This window comes from Aquibium pacificum (assembly GCF_040839445.1).
Classification (GTDB): domain Bacteria; phylum Pseudomonadota; class Alphaproteobacteria; order Rhizobiales; family Rhizobiaceae; genus Aquibium; species Aquibium pacificus.
Genome location: NZ_JBDPGJ010000006.1, coordinates 151,909 through 172,096, shown reverse-complemented (window position 1 = coordinate 172,096; position 20,188 = coordinate 151,909). Strand labels below are relative to the sequence as shown.

27 protein-coding genes and 1 pseudogene are annotated in these 20,188 nt (G+C 63.2%); 27 read left to right on the top strand and 1 reads right to left on the bottom strand.

Features of this window, described 5'->3' with window-relative positions:
- Positions 1-84: 84 nt before the first annotated feature.
- The 25 genes and pseudogenes from ABGN05_RS24295 (at position 85) to ABGN05_RS24175 (ending at position 18,743) form a co-directional block, all read left to right on the top strand.
- Complete coding sequence (locus ABGN05_RS24295; RefSeq protein ID WP_039194744.1) at positions 85-510, top strand: mercuric transporter MerT family protein; 426 nt, start codon at positions 85-87, stop codon at positions 508-510.
- 21 nt (positions 511-531) lie between these two features.
- Positions 532-828 carry a heavy-metal-associated domain-containing protein gene (locus tag ABGN05_RS24290; protein ID WP_012112816.1) on the top strand — a complete coding sequence of 99 codons (297 nt, stop codon included), beginning with the start codon at positions 532-534 and terminating at the stop codon, positions 826-828.
- 1 nt (position 829) lies between these two features.
- Complete coding sequence (locus ABGN05_RS24285; RefSeq protein ID WP_036742955.1) at positions 830-1,078, top strand: hypothetical protein; 249 nt, start codon at positions 830-832, stop codon at positions 1,076-1,078.
- Complete coding sequence (gene merBA / locus ABGN05_RS24280) at positions 1,075-3,378, top strand: bifunctional organomercurial lyase/mercury(II) reductase MerBA (protein WP_012112815.1); 2,304 nt, start codon at positions 1,075-1,077, stop codon at positions 3,376-3,378. The genes ABGN05_RS24285 and merBA overlap by 4 nt, the downstream gene beginning before the upstream one ends.
- A complete protein-coding gene (locus tag ABGN05_RS24275; protein ID WP_246670937.1) occupies positions 3,363-4,772 on the top strand; it encodes a dihydrolipoyl dehydrogenase family protein in 1,410 nt (469 codons plus the stop codon). The genes merBA and ABGN05_RS24275 overlap by 16 nt, the downstream gene beginning before the upstream one ends.
- A 235-nt stretch (positions 4,773-5,007) precedes the next feature.
- A pseudogene (locus tag ABGN05_RS24270) lies at positions 5,008-5,802 on the top strand (DUF932 domain-containing protein); the annotation flags it as partial.
- Positions 5,803-5,982: 180 nt separating this feature from the next.
- Positions 5,983-6,357, top strand: a complete 375-nt coding sequence (locus ABGN05_RS24265; RefSeq protein WP_367956745.1) for a DUF2958 domain-containing protein — start codon at positions 5,983-5,985, stop codon at positions 6,355-6,357.
- On the top strand, positions 6,357-6,548 hold the full coding sequence (locus ABGN05_RS24260) for a hypothetical protein (RefSeq protein ID WP_367956617.1): 192 nt from the start codon (positions 6,357-6,359) through the stop codon (positions 6,546-6,548). Before ABGN05_RS24265 ends, ABGN05_RS24260 begins: the two co-directional genes overlap by 1 nt.
- Positions 6,545-6,745 carry a hypothetical protein gene (locus tag ABGN05_RS24255; RefSeq protein WP_367956616.1) on the top strand — a complete coding sequence of 67 codons (201 nt, stop codon included), beginning with the start codon at positions 6,545-6,547 and terminating at the stop codon, positions 6,743-6,745. The genes ABGN05_RS24260 and ABGN05_RS24255 overlap by 4 nt, the downstream gene beginning before the upstream one ends.
- A gap of 117 nt (positions 6,746-6,862) precedes the next feature.
- Complete coding sequence (locus ABGN05_RS24250; protein ID WP_367956615.1) at positions 6,863-9,016, top strand: ParB/RepB/Spo0J family partition protein; 2,154 nt, start codon at positions 6,863-6,865, stop codon at positions 9,014-9,016.
- A 74-nt stretch (positions 9,017-9,090) separates the two neighbouring features.
- Positions 9,091-9,567: a UCP036055 family protein gene (locus tag ABGN05_RS24245; RefSeq protein ID WP_367956614.1), complete on the top strand. Its 477-nt coding sequence runs from the start codon at positions 9,091-9,093 to the stop codon at positions 9,565-9,567.
- 85 nt (positions 9,568-9,652) lie between these two features.
- Positions 9,653-10,045, top strand: coding sequence for a hypothetical protein (locus ABGN05_RS24240; RefSeq protein WP_367956613.1), 393 nt, complete (start codon positions 9,653-9,655; stop codon positions 10,043-10,045).
- A 112-nt stretch (positions 10,046-10,157) separates the two neighbouring features.
- Positions 10,158-10,349, top strand: a complete 192-nt coding sequence (locus ABGN05_RS24235; protein ID WP_367956612.1) for a hypothetical protein — start codon at positions 10,158-10,160, stop codon at positions 10,347-10,349.
- A 131-nt stretch (positions 10,350-10,480) separates the two neighbouring features.
- The gene (locus ABGN05_RS24230; RefSeq protein ID WP_367956611.1) at positions 10,481-10,774 is read left to right on the top strand and encodes a DUF5983 family protein; all 294 of its coding nucleotides are present in this window, start codon (positions 10,481-10,483) and stop codon (positions 10,772-10,774) included.
- Positions 10,775-11,042: 268 nt separating this feature from the next.
- On the top strand, positions 11,043-11,546 hold the full coding sequence (locus tag ABGN05_RS24225) for a DUF6878 family protein (RefSeq protein ID WP_367956610.1): 504 nt from the start codon (positions 11,043-11,045) through the stop codon (positions 11,544-11,546).
- Positions 11,543-13,327: a PcfJ domain-containing protein gene (locus ABGN05_RS24220; protein WP_367956609.1), complete on the top strand. Its 1,785-nt coding sequence runs from the start codon at positions 11,543-11,545 to the stop codon at positions 13,325-13,327. Before ABGN05_RS24225 ends, ABGN05_RS24220 begins: the two co-directional genes overlap by 4 nt.
- A gap of 41 nt (positions 13,328-13,368) precedes the next feature.
- The gene (locus ABGN05_RS24215) at positions 13,369-14,031 is read left to right on the top strand and encodes a DUF6915 family protein (RefSeq protein WP_367956608.1); all 663 of its coding nucleotides are present in this window, start codon (positions 13,369-13,371) and stop codon (positions 14,029-14,031) included.
- A gap of 111 nt (positions 14,032-14,142) precedes the next feature.
- The gene (locus ABGN05_RS24210; protein ID WP_367956607.1) at positions 14,143-14,772 is read left to right on the top strand and encodes a DUF1419 domain-containing protein; all 630 of its coding nucleotides are present in this window, start codon (positions 14,143-14,145) and stop codon (positions 14,770-14,772) included.
- Positions 14,756-15,217: a hypothetical protein gene (locus tag ABGN05_RS24205; protein ID WP_367956606.1), complete on the top strand. Its 462-nt coding sequence runs from the start codon at positions 14,756-14,758 to the stop codon at positions 15,215-15,217. The genes ABGN05_RS24210 and ABGN05_RS24205 overlap by 17 nt, the downstream gene beginning before the upstream one ends.
- A gap of 31 nt (positions 15,218-15,248) precedes the next feature.
- Positions 15,249-15,698 carry a DUF4262 domain-containing protein gene (locus ABGN05_RS24200; RefSeq protein WP_367956605.1) on the top strand — a complete coding sequence of 150 codons (450 nt, stop codon included), beginning with the start codon at positions 15,249-15,251 and terminating at the stop codon, positions 15,696-15,698.
- A gap of 112 nt (positions 15,699-15,810) precedes the next feature.
- Complete coding sequence (locus ABGN05_RS24195) at positions 15,811-16,590, top strand: hypothetical protein (protein ID WP_367956604.1); 780 nt, start codon at positions 15,811-15,813, stop codon at positions 16,588-16,590.
- Between the two features lie 109 nt (positions 16,591-16,699).
- On the top strand, positions 16,700-17,083 hold the full coding sequence (locus ABGN05_RS24190) for a hypothetical protein (protein ID WP_367956603.1): 384 nt from the start codon (positions 16,700-16,702) through the stop codon (positions 17,081-17,083).
- Entirely contained in the window at positions 17,080-17,673 is a 594-nt protein-coding gene (locus tag ABGN05_RS24185; RefSeq protein ID WP_367956602.1) for a DUF7007 domain-containing protein, read from the top strand. The genes ABGN05_RS24190 and ABGN05_RS24185 overlap by 4 nt, the downstream gene beginning before the upstream one ends.
- 227 nt (positions 17,674-17,900) lie before the next feature.
- Complete coding sequence (locus ABGN05_RS24180; RefSeq protein WP_367956601.1) at positions 17,901-18,209, top strand: DUF4326 domain-containing protein; 309 nt, start codon at positions 17,901-17,903, stop codon at positions 18,207-18,209.
- 126 nt (positions 18,210-18,335) lie between these two features.
- The gene (locus ABGN05_RS24175) at positions 18,336-18,743 is read left to right on the top strand and encodes a hypothetical protein (protein ID WP_367956600.1); all 408 of its coding nucleotides are present in this window, start codon (positions 18,336-18,338) and stop codon (positions 18,741-18,743) included.
- Positions 18,744-18,751: 8 nt separating this feature from the next.
- Here the strand turns inward: ABGN05_RS24175 and ABGN05_RS24170 are convergent, their stop codons facing one another.
- Positions 18,752-19,138 (bottom strand): hypothetical protein, encoded by a 387-nt coding sequence (locus ABGN05_RS24170; RefSeq protein ID WP_367956599.1) that lies wholly within the window; start codon positions 19,136-19,138, stop codon positions 18,752-18,754.
- Positions 19,139-19,435: 297 nt separating this feature from the next.
- Here ABGN05_RS24170 and ABGN05_RS24165 point away from each other — a divergent pair, with 297 nt between their 5' ends.
- Together ABGN05_RS24165 and ABGN05_RS24160 are read left to right on the top strand one after the other, a co-directional pair.
- Complete coding sequence (locus ABGN05_RS24165) at positions 19,436-19,717, top strand: hypothetical protein (RefSeq protein ID WP_367956598.1); 282 nt, start codon at positions 19,436-19,438, stop codon at positions 19,715-19,717.
- Positions 19,714-20,136 (top strand): hypothetical protein, encoded by a 423-nt coding sequence (locus tag ABGN05_RS24160; protein WP_367956597.1) that lies wholly within the window; start codon positions 19,714-19,716, stop codon positions 20,134-20,136. Before ABGN05_RS24165 ends, ABGN05_RS24160 begins: the two co-directional genes overlap by 4 nt.
- Positions 20,137-20,188: the final 52 nt, after the last annotated feature.

Sequence of the window (20,188 nt, the reverse complement as noted above, 5' to 3'; positions counted from 1 at the left end):
CAAAAATCCCTCTTGACCCTGTAGTTGCTACAGACCGCATGGTACTGCGCAATGAGGATTTCGGCAAGGAAAGCGAGATCGGACATGGATATATCGCGACCCAGCACGGCGGGCATGACGTCCGCCACGACCGACGTGCTCGCGTCGGACCGAGCCGAAGTCGGACGGCAGCGCCTGGTCGCCGTCGGCGGCATTCTCGGCGCGCTTGCCGCCTCCTCGTGCTGCATCGTCCCGCTCATCCTGTTTAGCCTAGGCATTGGTGGCGCCTGGATCGGCAATCTGACGGCGCTCGCGCCCTACAAGCCGCTCTTCGTCGCCGGGACGACGGGCGTTCTCGGCTACGGCTTCTATCTCGTCTACTGGAAGCCGAGGCGGGCCTGCGCCGAGGATGCTGCCTGCGCGCGCCCGATCCCCAGCCGCATTGTCCAGATCGCGCTCTGGTTTGCGACGGTGCTCGTCGCGGCCGCCTTCGCATTCGACTACGTCGCCCCGCTGCTGCTTTCCGCCTGACACCAAGAGGAGACCCGTCCCATGAAGAAGAGTTTGAGTGCTCTTGCTTTGATCATGTCGGTGATGACCGCGCCTGCCGTGTTCGCTACCGAACGCACAGTCACCTTCGCCATCGACAACATGACCTGCGCCTCCTGCCCCTACATCGTGAAGACCTCGATGGCGGCGGTCCCCGGGGTCTCGACGGTGGCCGTCTCGTTCGAAGCCAAGACCGCGACCGTGACCTTCGACGACGCGCAGACGACCCCGGATGCCATCGCGGCCGCCAGCATGAATGCCGGCTATCCGGCCCGCCCGACGCAGGAGCAAGGCAGTTGACATGCATGACCGCGCCCTGATCCGCACCGGCGCCGCAGGCGCCATTGTCGTTGCGATCTGCTGCGCGGCGCCACTCCTTGCCGTGCCCCCGCCGCTGGCCGGCCTCGGCGCGTGGTTGACGGGTTCGGGTCTGGTCGTGCTTTCCCTGATCGCCGCGGGCCTCGGGCTTGTCGCCTGCGGCATCCATCATCGCCGTGCAAAGGTCGTCTGTTCCAACACGAAGATTCTGAATGAAGGCCTGAAGCCATGAACGATTGCTGCACATCCTCCGCGTCCCGCGACAAGGCGACGGTTTCTACATCCGCAACGGTGCCGAGCTTGGCCGTGCGGCCGGGTGTGACGTTTCCGGACTGGTCGGTGGTTTCGTCACCCGTGGTGAAGGAGGCCCTGCTGGCCATGGTCGGCTCCGACCATGTGCTCAACCGCTGGAGCGGCTACGAGGCGGCCACGGATCGCGTGCGCGTTGCGTTGCTACAGCTCTACGCCGAACACGGGCGAGCCCCGACCCCAAGCGCGCTTGCCAAGCGTGCGGGGCTGAGCGAGGAAGCCGTCCGTGCGCTGCTCGAAGAGCTCCGCCGTCGCGACCTCGTCGTACTCGATGGCGACATGATTGTCGGCGCGTATCCCTTCACCGACCGCGACACCGGCCACCGGGTCACACTGGACGGACGCACTCTTACTGCGATGTGCGCGGTCGACGCGCTCGGCATCGGCGCTATGACCGACCAAGACATCTCGATCGTCTCGCGCTGCCGCCACTGCGGCGCGCCGGTCCGGATCACCACGCAGGAACGGGGCCGGGCTCTGGCCGACGTTGAGCCGACGACGGCCGTCGTATGGCTCAGCGTCCATTACGAAGGCGGATGCGCTGCGAACTCGCTGTGCACTGCAACATCCTTCTTCTGTTCCGACGATCACCTCGCCGCGTGGCGCCGGCAGCGTCCTGCAGACGAGCCGGGATTCCGGCTGTCGATCGAGGAAGCTCTCGAAGCAGGTCGGGCGATCTTCGGGCCCAGCCTTGCCGGAATCGGCACAATCGCCGGCCACGGCAACAACGCGGCCGAGACACAAGGTGAGCCTCAATCGTCGGGCGATACGGCATCGCCGGACAGGCCCGTGACGCATCGGCGCCTTGGCACGAATGGCCGCAACAATGGTTCCTACGACCTTGCCATCATCGGCGCCGGCTCGGCCGGCTTCTCGGCCGCGATCACGGCAGCCGATCAGGGCGCCCAGGTGGCCCTCATCGGCAGCGGCACCATCGGCGGCACCTGCGTCAATATCGGTTGCGTGCCGTCGAAGACGCTGATCCGCGCCGCCGAGACGCTCCACAATGCCCGAGCCGCGGCACGTTTCGCCGGCATCACGGCCGAGGCCGAACTGACCGACTGGGGCGGAACCGTCCGTCAGAAGGACGCGCTGGTTTCGGAGCTACGTCAGGCCAAGTACGCCGACCTGCTCCCGGCTTACAACGGCATCGCCTATCGCGAAGGGCCGGCGCGCATCGTGGACGGCGGCGTCCAGGTGGACGGCACGTTTGTCTCAGCCGGCAAGATCATCATCGCGACCGGCGCGCGACCGGCCGTCCCTGTCATCCCAGGCATCGAGACCGTGCCATACCTGACGAGCACGACGGCGCTTGATCTCGAGGCGCTGCCCCGATCTCTGCTCGTGATCGGCGGCGGCTATATCGGGGCCGAACTCGCCCAGATGTTCGCCCGCGCCGGCGTCGAGGTGACGCTGGTGTGCCGCTCGCGTCTCCTTCCGGAGGCCGAACCCGAGATCGGCACGGCGCTGACGGGGTATTTCATGGACGAGAGCATCGCGGTGATTTCCGGCATCACGTACCGGACGATCCGCAAGACCGCGGACGGTGTTGCACTCACTGTCCATCGCGACGGCAAGGACGTCACGATCGACGCCGATCAGGTGCTCGTGGCGACGGGCCGCGCGCCCAATATCGAAGGTCTCGGGCTCGCCGAGCATGGGATCGCTCTCTCGCCGAAGGGCGGCATCTTCGTCGATGACCGCATGCGCACGACAAGATCGGGCGTGTACGCTGCCGGCGACGTCACCGGTCACGATCAGTTCGTCTACATGGCCGCCTACGGTGCCAAGCTCGCGGCGAAGAACGCCCTCAACGGCGACAGCCTGCGCTACGACAACAGTGCCATGCCGGCCATCGTCTTCACCGATCCGCAGGTGGCGAGCGTCGGGCTGACAGAGGCGGCTGCGCGGACCGCCGGCCACGCCGTCCGTGTCTCCACGATCGGTCTCGACCAGGTGCCGCGCGCGATTGCCGCCCGAGACACACGCGGGCTCATCAAGCTCGTCGCCGACGCTGGCAGCGGCCGGCTGCTCGGGGCGCATATCCTCGCACCGGAGGGAGCCGACAGCATCCAGACGGCGGCCCTGGCAATCCGGCACGGCCTCACCGTCGACGACCTCGCGGATACGCTCTTTCCGTATCTCACCACCGTTGAGGGCCTGAAGCTCGCGGCTCTTGCCTTCGACAAGGACGTGGCGAAGCTCTCATGCTGCGCCGGCTGAGCCGTGAAGGCTCGGATGTCGAACGTGACAATGTTGGAGGAGATCTAGTGGCGAAGAGATATGACCTTGCGATCATCGGCACGGGAACGGCTGCGATCGTAACAGCACACAGGGTTCGTGCGGCTGGCTGGAGCGTCGCCGTCGCGGACTTCCGGCCCTTCGGGGGCACCTGCGCCTTGCGCGGTTGCGATCCGAAGAAGATGATGGTCGGCGGCGCCGAGGCGGCTGATCACGCCTGGCGCATGAGCGGACGTGGAATCGAAGGGGACGCGACGCTCGATTGGACGGGACTGATGGCCTTCAAGCGCAGCTTCACCGATCCGGTACCGCAGAAGCGTGAGAAAGCCTTTGCCGACAAAGGGATTCACGCCTTCCACGGTCACGTTCGCTTTATCGGCCCGAATGCGCTCGAGTTCGGAGGAGAGAGGATCGAGGCGGACCGTATCGTGATCGCCGCCGGCGCCGAGGCCGTGCCGCTCGGCATTCCGGGCGAGCAGCACCTGATCACCAATGAAGGCTTCCTGGAACTGGAGAGCCTGCCTGAACGCATCGTCCTTGTCGGCGGCGGTTATATCGCGGCCGAGTTTTCGCACATCGCGGCGCGCGCCGGAGCACAGGTCACAATTCTTCAGCACGGGAAGCGAATGCTCAAGCAATTCGACCCCGATCTCGTCGGCTGGCTGATGGACAAGTTCAGCGAGCGCGGCATCAATGTCCGCACACAGGCAGGGGTGACCGCCATTGAGAAGGTATCAGACGGCTATCGCGTCCGGGCGGACTGTCCTGACGGCGAACTCGATATGGACGCAGATCTGGTCGTCCATGCCGCGGGTCGGGCGCCGGCGCTCGCGACGCTCGATCTCGATGCCGGGAGCGTAAAGCACCATAACGGGCGGCTGGCGTTGAACGGATTTTTGCAAAGCGTCTCCAACCCCGCGGTCTACGCAGCAGGTGATGCCGCCGGCCTAGGACCGCCGCTCACTCCGGTATCAAGCCATGACGCGAAGGTAGTCTCGGCGAACCTGCTCAACGGCAACACGGTCAGGCCTGAATACACAGGCGTTCCGAGTGTCGCCTTCACCATCCCGCCGATCGCAGCCGTCGGCATGAGCGAAGCCAAGGCGCGTGAGAAAGGCCTGAACGTTCGCGTAAAGACCGAGCGCGTGGACGGCTGGTTCACCGCACGCCAGCAGGCCGAGACGGTGTATGGCTTCAAAACGTTGGTCGACGCGGACACTGACCGCATCCTCGGCGCCCATCTTGTCGGTCCGCACGCTGACGAAGTGATCAACATCTTTGCACTGGCGATCAGGCAAGGGCTGACGGCAGAGCAGTTGAAGACCACCATGTTCGCATATCCCAGCGGCGCGTCAGATATCGGCGAGATGCTTTGAGCGTAAGTGAGGTGGTCGACCGGTACGGCCGCGGAGCAGTCTGCACGAAAGAAATCCCTTCACCAGTCGCATTCGGTTCGCTGAGCAGTCGTAAAAACCACGAACCGCAATGCGAAGAGCAGCCCTCCAGATACTCCCGAGTGTCTCACCCGTTCTAAAACCGCGCAACGCCGCCAGATCGGCTGGTTTCGGCTGATGAAAGTCCGCTGAGACAGCTTGACTGTTCAGATAAGTCGCCGAGCAGGTGAAGACACTCGAAATCGAGAATGGCCGTCTTGAGCTACGAGCCGTTACGGGCCCGGACTACGGGAGGATTTTCGACCACGAGCTGGTCGAGGCGGTGCAGAAGATCGCCGGCAACGGCACCGGCGACACACGCTGGAAAGTGCCCGGCGTGCTCGACTGGTCGACCAGCATCTATAACCCCAATGTCGACATCTCGACGGATACGACGACACTTTATGCCTCCGACCGCGACATCTTTGTATTCCTGGTCGACGATCTCAACCCCATCGAAGCCGGCCGTCTGCCGAACGGCGAACCCGATCTGTATTTCCGCGGATTCTATGCCTGGAACAGCGAGGTGGGCTCCAAAACCCTAGGAATTGCAAGCTTTTACCTGCGTGCCGTGTGTTGCAACCGAAATCTCTGGGGCGTCGAGGATTTCCAGGAAATCACCATTCGCCACTCCAAATATGCCGCATCGCGGTTTGCGCTCGAAGCCGAGCCGGCACTGATCCAGTTCGCCGAATCCTCGCCCATGCCATTCATCAACGGCATCAAGGCAGCGCGCGAGCACATTGTCGCGCGCGACGACGACGACCGGACGACTTTCCTGCGCAAGCGCGGTTTCTCGAAAGGCGAAACCACGAAGATCATCGATGCGGTGCTCACCGACGAAGGCCATCCGCCGGCGTCGGTCTTCGATTTCGTGCAAGGCATCACCCGCGTCGCGCGCGACAAGCAGCACCAGGACGCCCGGCTCGAGATGGAAGGCAAGGCCAAGAAGCTCCTCGATCTTGCCCACTGATCCGCTGTGCCCCGAGATGTCAGCGCTCGCGGCATCCCCTTTCCCGCGACTGCCACTCAAGGGCGCCGTCCTCCCAGCTATGAGGACGGCGCCTTTCGTCATGACGGGTCTCAAGGTCGAAAGGTGGGCTTTCGATCGCCCGTCATGGAGCGCGATCCAATGCACGATACCAATACTCCAATGCCGCTGCTGACACCTGACCAGCGCAGACAGCTCCTTGCCAATGGTCGCCAGAGCGGCCGCGACCATGTGCCGGTGGTTAAGTTCTTCAATCCGGCCGGCATCGGCACCTGGCTCGCCACCGAGCTCGACGCGGACGACATTATGTTCGGACTGGCGCAGCTGAACGATGCGCCGGAACTCGGATCCTTCAGCCTGGAAGAGCTTGCCACGCTCGAGCTGCCGTTCGGTATGCGTATCGAGCGCGACGTCTTCTTCGAAGGCGAATTTCCCATCTCCGCCTATGCCGAAGCGGCACGGCAGACCAGCAGTATCACCGCAGCCATCCGCATCCTTTCCGACGCCGCACGGGCAAAACGCGGGGAGGGGTTCTGATGCGCAACTTGACGCTGGGCGGACCGCTGGTTGCCGTCGGCCGTGAGCCCGCGCCGGCTCCCTGGCATGGCCTCTCCTATGCGCCGTTGCAGGCAGTCGCGATCCGCTATGCCGCCGCTGGCGCCGAGATCTGGAACATCCCTGGCGTCGAAACCATGCCCGCGCCGGCCGAAAGGAGGATGGCACCATGAGCGGTCGGCCTCTTCTCCAGCTCTATACCACTTTTGCCGAGTTCGAGGTCCTGCATGAACGGTACGATCGCACGCGTAGCACCAGCAAGACCGTCACCGTCGATCGCCAGGCGCTCATCCATATCCTCATGGATCACGCCCGTATGCTCGACGCGCTGCGCAAGGCTGGGCGGGTCGATGTCGCCGAGCCGCATTGAGGCCGCCGGCCTGCGCCGGCGCGGTGCCGCGAGAGGCAGAGGGGGGAGGGGAGGGTTCCTGACGGGTTTGGAGGTTCGGGGAGAGACCCTGGGCCGCCCGTCATGGAGACCCTGACCATGGCAAAAAGCGCCATTCAGAAGATCGCAATGAACCCCTCGGAGAACATCGCCTACGACAAGCTTGTGTTGTCGCAGGAGAATGTCCGCCGGGTGAAGGACGGTGTAACCATCGAGCAGCTCGCCGAGGACATCGGTCGGCGCAAGCTCTTGCAGAGCCTGAACGTCCGTCCCGTGCTCGACGCAAACGGCGAGGAGACCGGCACCTTCGAAGTGCCCGCCGGCGGCCGCCGCTATCTCGCGCTCGGCATTCTGGTCAAGCAGAAGCGTCTCGCAAAGCACGAACCGATCCCCTGCATCGTAAACCGCAGCGGAACGACGTCGGCTGAAGAGGACTCGCTTGCCGAGAACGTGCATCGCGAAAACCTTCATCCGCTCGACCAGTTCCGCGCATTCAACGCACTGAAGGAGCAGGGCCTTGACGTCGAGGAGATCGCCGCCAGGTTCTTCGTGTCGTCGGCGACCGTGAAGCAGCGGCTGAGGCTCGCCTCGGTCTCGCCAAAGCTGCTCGAGCTCTACGAACGCGATGAAATCCGTCTCGAACAGATCATGGCGTTCTCGATCTCCGACGACCATGCCCGACAGGAGCAGGTCTGGGAGCGCATCTCCGGCAACCCGAATATGCAGGAGCCTTATTACATCAGGCGCCTGCTGACGGAGACGACCGTTCGTGCCGACGATCGCCGTGCGGTCTATGTCGGCGCCGAGGCTTACGAGTCCGCCGGCGGCGTCATCCTGCGCGACCTGTTCGAGCAGGATTCCGGCGGCTGGTTCCAGGATGCGGCGCTTCTCGAGCAACTGGTCTTCGATAAGCTCAAGGTCGATGCCGAGGTCGTTCGCGCCGACGGCTGGAAGTGGGTCGAGGCGGCAATCAGCTTCCCCTATGGCCACACCTCCGGCATGCGGCGCGTGTACGCCGAGCCCGAGGAACTGAACGCCGAGGAAATCGCCCGCCATGACGCGTTGAAGGCTGAGTATGATGCGCTCGACGCCAAATATGCCGAGATGGAGGAGGCCGACCAGGAGATCGAGGACAAGCTCGATCAGCTCGGCGCCGAACTCGACGGCTTCAGTGATCGTCCCCAGGTCTATGATCCGATGCAGAAGGCCATCGCCGGAGCGTTCGTCACACTCGGCGCCAACGGCCAGCCGCAGATCGAGGCTGGCTTCGTCCGTCCCGAGGATGAGCCCCGGGCCGAGACGGACGAGGATGACGACGATGCCACCGGCGGGGATCGCGACCCGTCGCAGGCAGACGATGACGGCGCCAATCGCGTCGTCGTCAACGGCCGGCCCGTGAACGGTGCATCCGAGGGCGCCGAAGAGCCCGAGGATGAAGGCATCAAGCCGCTGCCCGAACGGCTCGTCTTCGATCTCACCGCGCAGAAGACGCTCGCGTTGCGCAACGCGCTCGCGAGCGACGTGGACATCGCCTTCGTCGCGGTTCTCCATGCTCTCGTGCTGCAGGTGTTCTACCGGTTCGCCAAGGACAACTGTCTCGAGGTCAGCATGACGAGCAACAGCTTCGGCCAGGTCCAGGGTCTCGCCGAAACTGCCTGGGCGAAGGAAATTGCCGAGCGACACGAGGCGTGGGACCGAGATATGCCGGACAGCGACAGACTGTGGGAGTTCCTGCTCGGTCTCGACGAAGCGAGCCGCAAGGCGCTGTTCGCGCACTGTGCGTCGCTCTCGCTCAACGCAGTCGTCGAGCCCTGGAACAAGCGGCCAGGCGCGCTTGCCCATGCAGATGCGCTCGCAGCAACGCTCGGCTTCGACATGGTCGAGGCTGGCTGGTCGCCCACGGTGGACAACTATCTCGGCCGCGTCACCAAGGCCCGGATCGTTCAGGCGGTGCGCGAGGCTCGCGGCGAGGACTCCGCGCAGCTGATCGACCACATGAAGAAGGACCTGATGGCACGTGAGGCCGCGCGTCTTCTCGAAGGGTCGAACTGGCTGCCCGAACCGCTGCGCCTCGATGGCGGCGACGTTGTCGACGCCGGCGAAACTGGCACGGAGGATGTGGCGGACGAGACGGCTCCCGACGGCGATGCCGCCGAGCTGCCGGCCTTCCTCGCCGACGATGCCGTCACTTCCTCCGAAGTGCCTGTGACCGTCAGCGACGAGACGACGGAAAACCTCCAGGCGGCCGAGTAATCGGCCTCCCGCTTCGCACCGGGCCCGGCATCTCCGCCGGGCCCTTTTTCGTATTCCGACATGGAGAAATACGCATGTCAGCTCATACTGTCTACGATTCCGCCCCGTTGGGGAGCCTCATCCGCTACTCCGACGGCACTCCGAAGCCGCCCGCTCGTTTCAGAAAGAAGCTCTCCGCCTGGGAGAGCCGCAACGGCACCGGTCGCCTGATCAGGAAGGAGCCGCCACGGTCGCGCGCGACCTATAGCTCGCCAGCATGCTTCACCTTGCATGAAGGTGATTTCGGGGAGGGCGGGGTCATCGTCGTCTCGGTCCGGCACACCTGGTCCGTCGAGAGCGACCTGCGTTTTGTGATCGTCGAGCGCCCCGCCATCGGCATGGTCCGCGTCCTGCAGGACCTCGGCGACAGCCCGGAACTCCTGCATCTCGCCAGGGATCGGGACGCGGCAGAACGCTGGCTCGCCAGCAATCCGTACAGCCGAGCCTATCTCAAGGAGGTCTCCGCCGACGAGGTCGGCGCCGATTTCGTCGAGGGCCGCGCGGCCGCCTGACCGTTTCACCACACAGAACCAACCGACGACAGGCCCGGGGTCGCGCGAGCGATTGTCGGGCCTGTTCCACTTCATGGAGATCGACATGTTCGACTGGAACAGAAGCTGCTCCTATGACGAGCAGCAGAAGAGACGTTTTCACACGACAGCCCGTTCGCGGCTGAAGAAACTCGCCGCCGAGCTTGCCTTGCCGCCCGGCAGCTATGACCTGCGCTCGAACAAGGCAGGTATCGCCGTTTCAGGCGAAGTCACCCTGCACCATGACCGCGCCTATATCCAGGTCGGCCAGTTCGGTCTGTCCTCCGGGCACGGCATTCTGATCCGCACCTGCAAAGGCCGTAAGGACTATACCGGTGGGCCTAACCACTTCGTCGCGCTCACCATGCTCGACGACATTCCGGCGCTCGCCGCGGCCGTTCGCGCCATCACCGGCGTCGGACGGGGTGCCACAATTCCCGCGGATCGTCGCGCCGCCTGAACCCGCCACCTCGGGCATCGGAAGCCTGCGGCGTCGCCGATGCAAACCGCATGTCGCCCAGAGCCACCCGCCACGAACACACCACACCCATCACCTTCGAAAGGACGAGGAGATGAGCACGCACAGGATCAGGATCATCCAGGTCTTCAAGACAATGCGAAGCATCGAAATTGATGTCGAGGCAGAAAATGAAGACCAGGCCTTGGAGGAGGTCTCGTCCGGCGCCGTCGACACGCCCGAATTCGACGATCCGCGCTGGCTGACCGGCTGGGATCTCCAGAACGAGGAGGTAGAGCGGGCATAAAGCGTCAGCGCAGGTCGAATACGAACCTCGGTGCCTGTCGTCACCGGGGTCTAGTCGCAATTTCTCGACAATGGCGCCGGCGATCCCGACCGCTATCTCCTTTCATTCCATCAACACCACGGAGCTCCCCGATGGCCACGCTCGAAACCCGTCGTTTCGTCGTGATCTCCACGGCGCATGTCTCGGAGACTACGGCCAAGCGGCTCGACAATACGCCGGCCAAGGAATGGCCCTGCCTCGGCGGCCCGTACGGCGAATATGGCTGGTTCCTCCACGCGCATGACGAGAACGCCGGCGTCTGGCCCGACGCCATTCCTGACGAACTCTTCAACGTCATGATTTGGGCTCGCAGACAGCGCTTCGACTACATCCTGTTCGATTGCGACGCTGACCAGATCGAAGAACTACCCGCATTCGACTGGTAGGCGCCGGCATCGTCTTCCGATCCGCGGCGCCGCTTCAGCCGTTGCGGGAGGGGGAGAGGGGGGCCGGTTGCGGGTGGGCGCTGGTGCGGCGGGGAGGCGTGCCTTGTCCGCGGCGTCTCGCATTGCGTCGATGATCGTCGATCAGCGGCGGCAATTGCGACAGGCGGCCATGCTCACAGGTCCCCCGCAGGACCAGCATCCAACATCACCATGTTCATTCATCCGAGCCCGGCCTTAGCGCCGGGCTCCTTCGTTTCAGGAGGCAAACATGCAGTCACCGCACTTCGCCTTTGGCAGTCCATCACCCGATCAGGGTGCCCTGGAGAATAGGGAAGATCAGATCATGGCGCTTCTTGGCGCTCTCGGCATCGAGGAGATCGAATTCTCACTCAATGGAGGTGGCGATTCCGGCGACACCACGCTCGAACATGTCCGCTATGCCGATGGCCACGACGAGAATCGTCTTCCGGACATCCCCATCGGCTTTCACCCCCATGGTGAGGCTTACACGCTGGAACGTTACCTCGAAAGCCTCGCATCCGATCTGCCCGAAGGTGACTGGGTCAACAATGAGGGCGGTTACGGCGAGGTCTTCCTCAGGCCAATGGCCGATGAGGACGAACGGTTCGAATGCAATATGACTTTCCGCGATGAGGATGAGTACGAGGACGAAGACGACTTCGACGAAGATCTCGATGATGCCGACGAGGCCGACACCGTCCACCCGAAGCTGACGGGCGAAGATGCCAAAGCGGAGGAGGACACCCGATGAACACCGCCTCCTCTGCCTCAAACTGGGCCGACCTGCACGCCCGTTCCGCCAAGGAGCTGTTCGCCAGTGTGCCGGCATTTGCCAAATGCGGCACGCACCCCGCCATTGCGGCGCTGACAGTCCTGTCGGCCTTGGCAAAAACGGCGATTGCGGCCAAACGTTCGGACAACAGCGTCGCTGCCCGTGTCGTCATCAGCCCAAAGCCCGATGCCGATCCTGCTGTCCTGCGCCTCATCAGACATATGGGGGCAGCAATCACCGGGAATGCATGCCATGCCCGCAACACTGTGCCCTTCGATCCCGGTACCTTGCTCGAACGATCCGGATATCTCGAACTGCTGGCCAAAGCGATCAAAGCCGGGGCGAACGAGTCCGAACTCAGCGACATGGCCGGCATGATCTCGAAAGCCATCGCGAAACTGTCATCGCAGGTCAGCCATCTGGCCGACACGCATCTCGATCGTCTCTTGCGCCGGGATCTGCCCCAGATGGACGAACGCCCGACGGGGCCTTCCTCGACGCTGGAGTGGCTGCTGGCGGTGGATCGCTCGGGCGAGATCGAGCGGCCGAACCTCTTGATGCGTCGCTGGCAGGCCCTTGGGATCTATGCAGCGCTCTCGACGGTCCTGCGCGAAAAGCCGATCACGCTCGCCATAGATGAGGGCCGACCGCTCAATCCGACCCTGATGGGTCGGCTCGGAACCTCGGCGGCTGAACTGAGAGCCCTTCGTGGCGCACGGACCTTCTCGAACGCGCTCCGGGCGGGCGTCGATCTGGAACACGCCGTCGTCGAGCTCAAGGCCCATAGTGTTCCGCTCACTGAATGGCCGGGCCGGGGTGAACCTGATCAGGCCCAGGCATGGCTCCAATCGCCCTGGGCCGGTGTTCATCGCAACACTATCATCAGGGTGGACTATGTCGGCAACCAGCATTCACGCGATGCCATCGGCGCGCTCGCCGAGGATATTCTACGGCCGCTTGCCGTCCATCGCGCTGCGATCGCAAAACGCGGCGATCTTGCTTACAGCTTCCTTCAATCGTTCGAATTCCCGGCTGGGTTGAGGAATAGCGAGGACCGACAGACGTTCCTTGCCGTCCTCAACAGCGCAATTATCGGCCCACGCGGCATCAAGGCCTTCGAGGAGGCGGTCGAAACATGGCATCGCCGCGTCGCGACAATCTCGGCGGTTCGCCACGAGCGCAGGGCCGACCGGCCCGGCTGGCCGTCGATCTGTCCACCATGGCACTGTGAGACGGGCGTCTACGAGATCGAACCCATCACTTCGGCGGCAGGGCTGGTCGAGGAGGGCAACAGGCTCGACCACTGCGTTGGTGGCTACTATCAGCAATGCCGCTCCGGAGCCGTGCAGATACTGTCGCTGAAGCGAGACGGAACGCACGCCGCGACGATCGAACTCAACCTATCCGGAACGACAGCCGACCCGCTGTCCTTCAGGGTCGGTCAGTTCAAGGCACATCGCAACAAGAGGCCGGACGACGACTTGCATGACGTCCTTCGTGCCTTTGTTGCTGCCCTGAACAGCGGTACCCATCCGATTTTCGGAACGCAGCTCGCGGCCCATCGCAAACGCATGGAGCGGGAGGGCGACTATCTCTGGAGTGCGCGCGCACTCCCGATCGCACATGCTCGGGAGGTGTTCCCGCTCTATCTGCCGCTGTTACCGCGCGGCACACCCACTGACCTCGATACCTGGGCCGAACAGACCGGCCTCACTGCCGCCCTCGATCGCGCCGTGACGCTGCTTTCACGCTCGGCCTGATCCGGCCATTTCCATTCCATTCCCATAAGGAGGACCGTACGATGCATCCGTACGACCATGCCCGCTCGTCCGCGAAAATCCACGGCGGCTGCTGGAGCGACTATTTTTCCATCCATGCCTGGTTCGACGCCAGCAAAGCCGTCCAATGCCGGTTCACGCACAGGGCGCTTCGACATCATGTCGAGGGCGTCGCGGAGGCCGTTTCGATTTTCGGGCCCTCCGTCATCAATAGTAATGGCGTGAAGGTCGCGACCGAGCAACTCGGCATGCAGCACCTTGAAGAAGACTGCACGTATCCGCCTGAAGCGACGGTCTGGCTTATAGATTTCGATCCACCGGGCTGGCTGCCGACCTCGGAACCGGACAGCGCCGAACTAGCCAATGCCAGCGCTGCCCGATTCGGCGGTGACCCGGGCGCCTATTTCGCATTGCACGCTTGGTTCCTGGAGACCCGGAACTGGTCGGACGGGCCGGAGCACCTTGCATTCAGGCACCATGCCTTCGGCATCTTCGAAGCCGAAGCGCGATTCAGCCCGGTGATCGCTTTGGATGGCGGCAAGGCCGTGCCGACGCGCGTGGTGGCCGAGCACCACGTACAGCAAGTTCTCGGTCGCGTTCCGCCCGCCAACGACTTCCTCAGGCGCATCAAGGGCGAGCGCTGGATGCTGCAAGCGACATCGCCTCGCAAGCTCGGGCTCGACTGATCCCCTGACCCACCGCGGCCGGCCAGCTCGGTCGGCTTTCACGACACCCCAGGCAGTTGCGACGACGCGGTTCACGCGGCGCGGCGTCGACCTGCGCTCAGGAGAAGCCTCATGACCACGCATCCACCCTTCAGGAAAGTGCTCGACGGCGTCGCCACGCGCGAAGAGATGTTCCAGCTGTTCAACCACCACCAAGATAACCCCGATTTCGATCCCCTTTCCGGCAAGCCGTACGCCGGCGAGTGGTTCGAGATCGAGGCGACCCAATATCACTTCATGCTCGGGCTGCTGCCACCGCTCTTCCAGAGAACCGGCATGTTCGGCATGTCCGAATACAAGGCCGGCAACGTCACGAGTGTGTTCTTCGCGATCAGGATCCGTGGGCGCGAACACTGGTTCCACGGCTTCTGCGACCTTACCGACAGACAATCCCCGGACAAGATGCGCGCCGCAATCATCGCACACGAAACGGGCGCGACCGACAGCATGACCCGCGAGGAAAAGCTCGAGGCGATCTGGAACGCGACGCACCCGGACTTCAAGGGCATCTCCGGCGAGACCAATCCCGAAGCCTGGCCGCCGGAGCATCACGGCAAGCGAACCATTCTTGCTTACGCCGTCGGGCAGGGCACGATCCTCAAGCTTCTGGAGGATCTGTCCGACGAAGAGATCGACATCCGAATGCCTGCAATCCGAGCACGATCCAGGAAAGGAGGGAAAAACGATGCGGACCCATCGTAAGCAACCGCCACAGGCGCCCAAGCACACCTATGAAGCCCACTCGACCTATACGGCCGGCCTTGGTGTGCCGGATCGTCGCCAATACCGACGCACGCCGCCAGGAGCGCCAACCGCTGCCGATCTCGTATGGCCCGGCGACACGGTTGCGACCACCTACAACACCGGTGGCGTCGTCATAGAGGTGAAAGAGTATTTCTATGCCGCACCCACCGGCGAGACCCTGTCTCACTTCACGATCGTCTATGTCCCGGCCGACCGGGCAACAAAATACCGCGATACCGACCACCACTGGATCAATGAGTGCGTCGCCGTCGACGGCCGCATCCTGATGTTGTTCGAGGCCAACGCGGATGAGGTCTTCGTTGTCGACCGTGCCCAATCGGTCGAACCGCGGCGCTCCAGGACCATCCTGATCACAGAGGGCACGCCGATGAGGACGTCGTGACCCGATCGACGGGATATCGGGATCATCCCAATTGAAAAGAAAAACTCATGATAACTCCAGGTCGCATACGCGCAGTCAGGCAGAATATCGAGTCCTTCGGGCAACACCTGTTCCAGGTGTTCGGCGACGGACCGGACCGGGCTTCACCTATACGATCGGCAACACCGACCGTGGTCTGCCCGAGCTTCTTCTGATTGGCGACTTCCCATCCCACATCGCCGCAGGACTGCTCAACGAGCTCGGCGCCAAGATGCGGGAAGACGGCAAGCCGCTTGCCACCGGCCTTGTCGATATCGGTTGGTCGATTCCGGTCAAGGTCCGCCAGGCCGGTCCGCTTGCGCGCTCGCGCTACACCATCCAGGTCGGTGAATATCTTGGCCATGACCGCTACAGCGTTCTGCAGGTCATGGTCTGCGACGAGAATGGCCGCTATCCCGGCGACGCCGGCTGCGCGCCACGCTGCGACGTAGATCGGTCGTAACCCACCGCCGCTGCCGGTTTGCCGGCGCATTCCCCACACCCATCCGCGAGGTCAAACCGATCGCCGGTCATTCGGCGGACTGCGCGCGATCTATTCCGGAAAGGAAACATCCATGGCCAGAAAAGCGTTCTTCGCCGCCTTCATCATCGATGAAGACAGCTATACACCCGAGCCCGATCCGGTTGACCACCATTTCGTTGCCGCGGACCTCGCCCAGTCGAGTTTTGGCGAGCAGTCCGGCGTTTCGAACATTATCGTCTGGAGCTCCGCCGACGAACTTGTCGCTTATCATCGTCAGCGCGGTCTCATAACGGCCGACTACCTCATTGGCGAACAACCCGGACACAGCGAGCGGTTCCTGCACACGCCGGAGGCCTGCCCCTCGAACCACTGGAACCGCAGCGACATCTGCGCTGACTGTGGCGCCGATCTTAGCACGACGGACAATGACAGCGCGACACCGCCTGCCGATGCCGCGCCATCGTTCCGCGACCAGCTTTCGTCACCGATGCGCGACACGCTGGCCTTCGAATATTACGAGGTAAGGCCCTGCATCGAGTGCGATCGTCAGGTGACCTCCTACCGTAACGAGGACGAGTTCGGCGCCGAACTTGCCAGATCCCAGAAAGCGCGCCGGGAGTTCCGTGCGTTCTGGTCGCTCTATGAGGTGGATCGGAACGCCACCACCGCGATCGGCGACTTCGTCTCGAAAGATGCCGCGCATGAGGTGATGAACGCGATCCTTGCGGTCCCTGCTGCGGTCCGCAACGCTCTTCAGGGTGCACGACCCGCAAGAAACGAGGACCGGGACGGCATCGAGCAGACTGCACGATCTGCCGCCGACTGGCTCGATGACATGATCAACCAGTCCTCGAACGATCAGCGGATCTGATCTCGCCAGGTTCCGCACTTTCCCTGAACAGCTCGTCGAAGCTCGGCATCGCCGGGCTTTCGCATTTCCAGGGCCTGCGCGAGCGGTCCTTCAACCAAGGAGAACCCCTATGTCACGCCTCAACGATCCGGAGAACTTCCGCGGCCGCGTCAACTATGCGGCCCAAGTCATTGCCTATGGGCGACGTCCGACGCGGGCCTTCGATAGTTGTTTTGAGAACTATGATGGTGACGAAGTTGCGACCGCGATCCTGCGCCGCTCGAAAAAGAACGCCCGTCTGGCCGCCAATCTCCAGCGCTATCTCAGCCTCGCGTCCATCGAGGCTGCTGCTGAACGGCTCGCCGATGTTCCAACCCGAAAGCTGCGCGAAGTGGCGCGGCAGACGCGCGCCCGCCAGAAGGCCGAATTCGACGTCTGGTTAGAACAGCAACGGAAGACCGATGCCGTAGAGACCGCAGACGAGACCACCGCCGACGCAAGGAGCCCGTCATGACCAACGATCCTGCCGTCACATTTCATCGGACACAGGAAGGCCGTCTCGCAGCGCAGCTCGACGGTTATGCCATGATCGCCTTTCCCGCCAGGGACGGTCGGATTTCGGTCTGGTCCGCTTTCAATATCGACCGGCCACCGGAGCAGTGGGTGCACGACGACTTCTTCATCTGCGGAACCAGCGTCGCCGACGAGGAAGAATTCCGAGCCTATGCTGTCGAATTCGCCGCACATATCGCCGAAAAGGCAACGCTCCCGCGCATGAGCATTCGTTCAGGCCACAGCACTCCATGGGGCATGGCAGATGCCTCGCATCGGTACGGCGAAGGCGTCATCTTCCATTCGTCGCCATCACATGGCGGGTTCGAGCTCAGCGCGGAATCCAACGCGCGTGTGCATGAGGCGTGGCGCAGTCCCGACCGGTTCTATGAGGAAGATATCGACTGGGCGAAGGTCGCCCATGCCTTCCCGCAGCTCTTTACTGCGTATGAGCGGAGGGAGGCCGACATCACGCTTCGGAACTGGGAGCCGGATGCCTATGAACAGATCCACGGTGTCACGCTTGAACCGGGCCAATTTATGTTGCGGTGAGGCGAAGCAAACATCGGTAGGCGCCGAACGACGCGACAAACTATCTCTCTACAACCTGCATATCGAACGGGCACGCGCCTGCGGACGCGCGGCATCGCAGGCCGCTGCGCGGGAGGCAGAGGGGGGCCGGGAGGAGGCCTTTGGGGTCGGGGCGCGGAAAGGCGTCCGACACAGTCGACCCTGAAGATCAACGACCGAGCTTCCCGGAACTAACTGGAGCAAGACCGATGTGTAGAGTGCTCAACAAGCACGTGAGCGGGATTCCTGCCGGAGCCCGCTATATCGGACGCGGATCGAAATGGGGCAATCGCTTCATCATCGGCCGCGACGGCGATCGCGCGACAGTGATCGCCAAGCACGAGCGATGGCTCGCCGACCAGCATGACCTGTTGCGTGCGCTGGACGAACTGCGCGCTTGCGATCTGGTTTGCTTTTGCGCACCGCAGCCCTGCCTTGGCGACCTGCTTTGCCGACTGGCGAATGCAACGCGCGACGAACGCATCGCCTGGTGGCGCATGATCAAGGCCGCCGCGTAACCGATCGTCGATCGACGAACCGCGGTCCGCTCGATCCGCGGCAACCCCGTCCATCGACACCACCGACTTCCTTTCCCTGCCCGGCACTCGCGTCTGGCATCGCTTTGTCACGACAGGAGCAAGACCATGCCGAAATTCACCATCGAAACCACCTACCGCATGCCTCACTACCGGCATACCACGTATGAAGCCCCGACAGCGGAGGAAGCATGTCGCCTCGCCATCGAGGACGACAATTGGTCGGGCGAGCTACGCGACTTTGAGTGCTGCGGGCCTACCTACGTCACGGGTATCTGGAAAGGCGACAGCTCCGCCTACGAGGGTGAATACATCGCGGTGCCCTCGCATTTCGACGAGGCGATTCAACGCAAGGCCGATCATTTCCCTGAACTGCTCGACCAGCTCGCCTTCGTCGCCCAGCCGATGGGTGTCTCGAAGGTGGACGACGAACGCTGGCTGCCGAAGGCGATGGCAGCGGTGGCTAAGGCGAGGGCGATCATCGACGAACGCCGTGATCCCGATGAGCAGAGTTGACCATCGCGCTAGCGGCGCAGGGCCTTTGGTAGCCGTCGCTTCCAACGCTGCCCACGTGGCAACGTCGGTTCATCGCGACGCCTGGCGCGTTTGCGGAATCGCCGCGAAGGCTCTTCGGCAAGTTCCTCTGTCTCGACCGCTGCATGATGCTGGTCGATCTGCGGTCCAACACCGACAGAATCTCGCGCTTTGCTATTGGAGGTCGTTTCTGGCCCAGCCTCCAAGGCGTCCACGCGATCAACCGCGAGCACGGGATCGACTTTGTGTCGCCGCGCGGCCTGTTCGGAATCGCCCGTAGGATCGCGCAGTGGATCGCTGGCAATAGCGGCAAGATCCAGGTCGCCCCAGATCGAATGCCGTTTTGCCAGATTGCCACGCTTTTTCTTCACTTCCACGACGAAAGGTCGGGCAGGCCGCCTCATAGACTGGGTCCTTGATGAGAATCGATCCGGTCAACGAATCCATGTCACGTTTACTTCGACCATGGCCAACGGTCCATCACCTCTGCGCCCGGATCGGCACGGAGGGAACCCTGCACATCGGTGTCGGGTGCAGGACCTTCCCGCTCGTCGGCCACAGTAGTGGGTTCGACCGGCAATCCTTCCGGCGTCTCGACTAGCAAGGCTCGTCACGGACCCGATGCTGGTCCGAAGCCGGACTTTCCGTTTCCAACCTGATCTCAGGAGATTCCCATGCTGATCTATCGTCTCGGATGGAGACCGCTCGTCCAAGCTCCGGGTGTCATCGCCTGGGCAATCAACGCCTTTGCATTCCCGCGCGACCGCGCCGTCGTCACGGAAACATGGCCCGGACGGCAGGAGGCGCACGCCAGGCTCCTTCTGTCTCGTGACCTTCCCTACAGGATCGAGGGCGACACCATCGTCCTCGACGTTCCGGAAACCAACGATCCAGCCGCTAAAACAAAGGCCGCCGCACTCGGGACTGCGTGCAGAACGCGGGAGGCAGGACGATGACCAAATATGTCGTCAAACTCCGGTTCTGGCTTCGCTGCTGGGACAGCATGACAATCGACGCGGGCAGCGATGCCGATGCGATCGCCATGGCGCCGCAGGTCGCACGCGAGCTGATGCTTGCGACGGGCTTTCCGGAATCGGTCGAAGCCGATGAGCGCCGCGATGGGCTCATTTCCTACATCGACCGCGTTGATGCGGAGGGGCGCAACGAGATTGCGGAGGCGATCGAGTTCGACGGCGCCCATCGGCTGTTCCCAGAGGCCGCCGCCCTGATTTCGCGTCTTGCGCAACTTCAGGTCGACGATGTGCGAACCGCGGGTGAGCTGCAGCGGATTCTGACCAATCTCATCCTTGAAGCCCGCGACATTGCACCGGACGTCCCGCCGCGGTCCGGATCGCTAGAGGCCAGCGAGAGGTAAAGGCCTGCTCGAGATCCCTTCGCAAGCTCTTCGTCCATGTCGCCGGAGGGAG